Source organism: Okeania sp. (genome assembly GCF_983059655.1).
On sequence record NZ_CEZPJD010000934.1, the window covers coordinates 1 to 2,789 of the forward strand.

General features: G+C 33.7%; 2 protein-coding genes. Both read right to left on the reverse strand.

Annotated elements, in window-relative coordinates; genetic code table 11:
• Positions 1-1,052: TRAFAC clade GTPase domain-containing protein (locus AC3DU7_RS30350; protein ID WP_488042956.1), on the reverse strand; the 1,052-nt coding region annotated here is incomplete at its 3' end.
• Positions 1,053-1,142: 90 nt separating this feature from the next.
• A partial coding sequence (locus AC3DU7_RS30355) for a hypothetical protein (RefSeq protein WP_488042957.1) occupies positions 1,143-2,789 on the reverse strand: 1,647 nt, incomplete at its 5' end.

Below are 2,789 nucleotides of genomic sequence, written 5' to 3' on the forward strand. Positions count from 1 at the left end.
GGCGAAAGCATATTTATTGGGTTGAAAGGTGCTGCTATGTTAATTTTATATTTATTATATTTATTGGGATTAATGTCTTCTTTGTTGACGTTTTCCTTTCCAAAATCGTAGGGATCTAGATCATTTTGCTTGTGTGTTGAAAACATAGGTTCTTCTTCTGTTAAAAACATAGGGTCTTCTTGAAATTCAGCTTTTGATGCCGTGTTTTTTTGTTTTTCTTCTTCGTTGAGAATAACAGGAGATTTTACTTTACCATCACTATCTTTGTAGGTCCCAAAAGCAGAAATATAAAATAACTGACAGCGATTTTCTGAAGTAGGATTTATATTCAACCTAGAATTATCCTTAGACTTATCTTTAGGTTTTTCTATTTTTGCATGAAAAAACCCTTTTAACCATTCTAACTTCACGTTTGGTCCTTTCCCTAACATTTCTAGAAACATCTGCTCAGGATACTGATATTTTTCTTCAAGACACTTTTGATTAACTTCTGGGTGATCTATTTTAGTAATACCAAAAGCTACATATTGCTCTAACGGTTTTTGACCACTCTTCCTTTGCATTGCGATAAATAATTTCATTAGTAATGTATGATATGGTTTAATCTGGTTATCCTCCTTTAGTTTATCCTCCTCTAATGGACTGAGTAAAAATATAATCCCATGACATTGAAGGAGATAATCAACTACAGCAACCTCTTGACTATTTTCGTGAAAAAAATCATTGTAAGGGTCATTTAAAATATCTCCAGGAAGGTCTAAAAATGTTAATTCAGTATTGCTTCCATCTTCATTGTTGATCGTGTAGGAATACTTGCTTTTTTTCCCTGGTATTTGTGTAGGGGGTACAAACCTTCCTTCATCCAAACTTTCTAGACCATTAATAATATATTCTTCTGTATCTGTGTCAGTTATTTGAATTTTCCCTTCATTGAGTAAATATTCATATAACCTGAGCATATAAACAGATTTTCCTGCGCTGCGAAAACCCCAAATTCCTAAACGAATTGGCGAAGGAATTGGTTGTGGTCTTGGATTCGTTTCATTGTACATAAGTAGCTTTACCTCAATATAAATTTACCGCTAATTTGACAGTACAGAAAAACTATAAATGGACGTTAATAGAACGCCCAAATACTTCTATTATAATTGCTCTTTACAAGATAAAGCTTCATCTACTAGAGCAAACCATTGTTTCTGTAATCCCTTTTGTTCTTCTAACTCCTGAAATTGTGACCAAATTTGACTACGATTTTTACTTAATAAAATATCCCATTCTTGTTCGACTCCTTTAGCACGGGTAATATGATCTGCAAATTCTTCTACCATTGAAACTTTTGTTCGGTTAACAGATACCCCTAGTTTATCCAAAGTTTTTTGACATACTTCAATAGCATCTTGATGGCGCTGTTCAAGATTAGTCAAAATATTATCTATATTATCTGGTGTATTAATAGGTTTCATCGGATCGGCAGGCAAAACTTCACTAATTTTTTGCCATACATAGGACTGCATAAAACCTTTGTACATAATTTCAAAAGATGCAATGAACTGAAACCCTCTTGCTAAATTTGGCAAGTTGTTTGTTTTGGCTAATAACTTTGCAAAAGCTTCCAAAAAATCTGTATTTTCTGTTTCTACTAAACCTCCTATTCCTAAGTTGATAAATATATCTGCCAACTCCGACTTAGTTTGATTATGAGACTCTTTCAAACCATCCTCCATTGTCTGAAAATGCTTCAATATACCAGGTCGCATTTGTTGTATTGCTCGGAAATAAGCTCCATCAATTCCTTCCCGCTTTGCCCACATTTCAATATCTATAAAATCAGGAATATCTCCTTTCTTTTGACATCTATTAATTACTGCATTAACCTGAGATTTAAACTCCTCATTTGGTTGTGAAAGTTCTGCTCTTAATTTCTCTCGAAATCCTTCAATACTTTCGTATAGTTTTGGTAAAAATTGTTCTCTTAGTTTCACATATTCAGTATCAACATCCCCATAACCAGCGATCGCCTGCCTTACTTCTGCCAATTTCTCCTCTATCCAACTTTGAAAATTCCTCAAATCTCTCGATGCAGCAGACATATATTGTTTGTCTAAATTTTTCATATTTGTTGTCAGATAATCAAGGACTTTTTCCATTACTTGATTTGCTGCATTTGAATTTTTGCAGTTAGCTTTCAAACATTGTTTAACATGGATTCCTTTCCTGGGCATAGTATTCTCAAAATCCAGAGATAACTGTTCATTTTCCCCATCCTGATTTAGTAACATAAAAACCCATTCTTTCAAAGGAAGTTTGTCTTTCAAAGCTTGAGAAGCTACATCATATAAATTCACATCTTCCTTCCGTAAAAAATCCCCCGTTCCTTTTTTCCCTGGTCTCCGAATCAACAAAATAAAATCAATATCTTCCGCCAAAGCTTTAATCATTCTTTCTGTATCGCCCAGTCTAGTATCTCCCAAACCAGGCATATCAACTAAAGCTAATTTTTTCACTCCTACTTGAGGGAAAGGGCAAAAAATTTCCACCTTTTCTACAGCTAAATGATTGAAAAATTTTGGATTACTTTTAGCATCATAACTTTGTGAAACATACTCTCTTATTTCATCTTTTGGAACTTCAATAAAACGCTTTTTCGACTGTAATAAATCAGAATATTTATTTAGATGAACATAATAATCCTGTCGCAAATGTTCATAAATAGCCTCAGCTTTAGCAGGATGCTGAGGATTAATAGGCTGAGAAGGAAATGGCAAATTAGCAAACTCACGGAGATTTTT